This window comes from Paenibacillus algorifonticola, from assembly GCF_050481745.1.
In the GTDB taxonomy this organism is placed as follows: domain Bacteria; phylum Bacillota; class Bacilli; order Paenibacillales; family Paenibacillaceae; genus Pristimantibacillus; species Pristimantibacillus algorifonticola_A.
The window spans coordinates 1-2552 of the sequence record NZ_JBCNGR010000098.1 but is presented as its reverse complement, the minus strand read 5'-3'; the positions used below and the strand labels follow the sequence as shown (position 1 = coordinate 2552).

Here is a 2552-nt window from a genome sequence, read left to right as displayed (position 1 = left end):
AAGCAACCCAGACCACGGCCATGACGAATAAAATTGTCATTAATGCCAAGATTGATCCGGCCAAGCAGCAGCGGATTTTGGAAATGCTGGATTATATGCTCTCGGATGAAGGATATGATCTCATCAAGAACGGTATTGAAGGCACACACTACAAGAAGACAGGCGATAATCAGTATGAGAAGCTTGGCGCGTTTGATACAGAGCGCCCCCAATTGTTGTCCATCTGGTTTTTCCGCAGATTTGACCCCGGCATTCAAATTCGCAAATGGGACAATCAGGAAATGGGCGATAAAATTTTAAGCTTCTTTGAAACTAACGAGAAGTACCGCTGGTCCAATCCCGCTGCTGGCTTGAGCAGTGAGACCTTGATCAAGAAAGGGGCAAATATCCAGCAGAAATGGATGGAAACGATGACACAAGTTATTGTAGGACAAGCTCCTTTCAGTGCAATCGACGAAGCGGCTGAGACATGGAAGAAAAACGGCGGTGACGCCATTATTAAAGAAATGAATGAACAATATCAAAAGCTGAAATGACCATTGAAAACAAGGGGATGGATATAACACCCATCCTCCAAGCACGCAAGAATATTTTAACTGTGAGGGGAGACATATAAGTGCAGAAGGCATGGAGACGCGGGTTCCCTCTATACATTATGATTACACCGGGCTTGCTCTACTTCCTTATTTTCCGTTACGCGCCGATGGGCGGAATTATACTTGCTTTTAAAGACTTTGATCCGTTTATAGGCGTTTTTGAAAGCTCTTGGGTTGGATTCCAGCACTTCGAGGCTTTGTTCGCAGAGCCCGACTTTTGGAGACTGCTGAAAAATACATTGATCCTAAGCGGGCTTAATCTAGTTCTTTTTTTCCCCGCTCCAATCATCGTTGCCGTTCTATTAAATGAAGCAAGGGTGAAATGGTTTGCCAGAACGGTTCAGACCGTTGTGTACATTCCACACTTCGTTTCCTGGGTAGTTGTCGCGGGCGTAACGGTCGTTCTTTTTGCGACGCAGGATGGCGGCATTAATAAGCTCTTAGCTGATAACGGACTTTCACGACTGGAAATTCTGACAGACCCCAGTTATTTCAGAGCGCTGTATTTGTTCCAAAATATTTGGAAGGAGATGGGCTGGGGGGCGATTATTTTTCTTGCGGCACTAGCTTCTGTCAACCCAACGCTGTATGAGGCGGCAGTAATGGACGGAGCGGGGAGATGGAGACAGATGTGGCATATTACGCTGCCGGCGCTGCGTACAATCATCGTACTTATGTTTATTCTTCGACTAGGCCAAGTGATGGAAACCGGATTCGAGCATATTTATTTGCTGCAAAATTCATTGAATTTGGCGGTTTCGGATGTATTCGACACTTATGTTTACCGACAAGGCGTTTTGCAAGGTGAATATAGCTTTACAACAGCCGTAGGTTTATTTAAGTCTGTCGTCGGTCTGGCGTTTGTCATGCTAGCCAATCGTCTGGCCAAAAAGTATGGCGAAGAGGGGGTATACTAGCATGAATAAACGGCTGCTCACAAAATCCGACATTATTTTCAATCTGCTTATCTATGGGCTATTGGTGCTCTCCATGTTAGCTGTATTGCTGCCATTTCTTTATGTTTTCTTTAGCTCATTCTCTTCAAAAGCAGAATATTTGTCGCGGGGCTTCTATTTGTTCCCCCATGAATGGACTTTAAATTCTTATGGCTATTTGCTTAGCAGCGACGGCTTTCTGAAGGCATACGGCAATACTTTTTTTATAACGATAGTTGGAACGATTATTAATTTGGTCTTTACATGCTTAATGGCTTACGGCTTGTCAAAAAGCTGGCTTAAGGGCAGAGGCATTCTCAACTTTATGGTATTGTTCACGATGATTTTTAACGGGGGCATGATTCCAACTTACCTCATTCTGAAAGAGCTTGCATTAATAGATACCTATTGGGCTCTGTTCCTTAGCGGTGCAATCGCTCCTTTTATTTTAATTATAATGCGAAGCTTCTTTTCCAACATTCCAGAGGAGCTGGAGGAAGCGGCTAGAATCGACGGCTGCAATGAATGGGTGCTGCTGTTCAGGATCATCATCCCTCTATCTCTGCCTTCCATCGTCACGATTTCTTTGATGTATGCCGTGATGCATTGGAATTCTTATTTTACAGCCATTTTGTATTTAAATGATTCGAACAAATGGCCTGTTCAAGTGTTTTTACGCCAATTGCTGCTGGAATCGGATTCATCGATGGAAACGCATATCGGGTCCTTTGAGTATGGTCCTCCTGTGAAAATGGCTGCTGTTATCGCGACTGCGCTGCCGCTCTTATTATGCTATCCGTTTATGCAAAAATATTTTAATAAAGGCATGTTCGTAGGCTCTGTGAAAGGTTAAGAGAGCAGGGAACTGACTGTGACATCAGTAAGTTTGATTCTATTTAGCGGGGGAGAATAACATGAGAATTTTATTTCTGGATTTGGATTCCACGAGCCCGGATCATTTGGGCTGCTACGGCTATCAACGGAATACGTCGCCTAATATTGATAAAATAGCAGCTGAAGG

At 43.9% G+C, this 2552-nt stretch carries 2 protein-coding genes and 1 pseudogene; all 3 read left to right on the top strand.

Features of this window, described 5'->3' with window-relative positions; translation table 11 throughout:
* Positions 1–536, top strand: a pseudogene (locus tag ABEW34_RS31810) (extracellular solute-binding protein); the annotation flags it as partial.
* Between the two features lie 80 nt (positions 537–616).
* Positions 617–1513: an ABC transporter permease gene (locus tag ABEW34_RS31805; protein WP_430165859.1), complete on the top strand. Its 897-nt coding sequence runs from the start codon at positions 617–619 to the stop codon at positions 1511–1513.
* Position 1514: 1 nt separating this feature from the next.
* Positions 1515–2384 (top strand): carbohydrate ABC transporter permease, encoded by an 870-nt coding sequence (locus ABEW34_RS31800; protein WP_430165856.1) that lies wholly within the window; start codon positions 1515–1517, stop codon positions 2382–2384.
* The last annotated feature ends 168 nt before the right edge of the window (positions 2385–2552 follow it).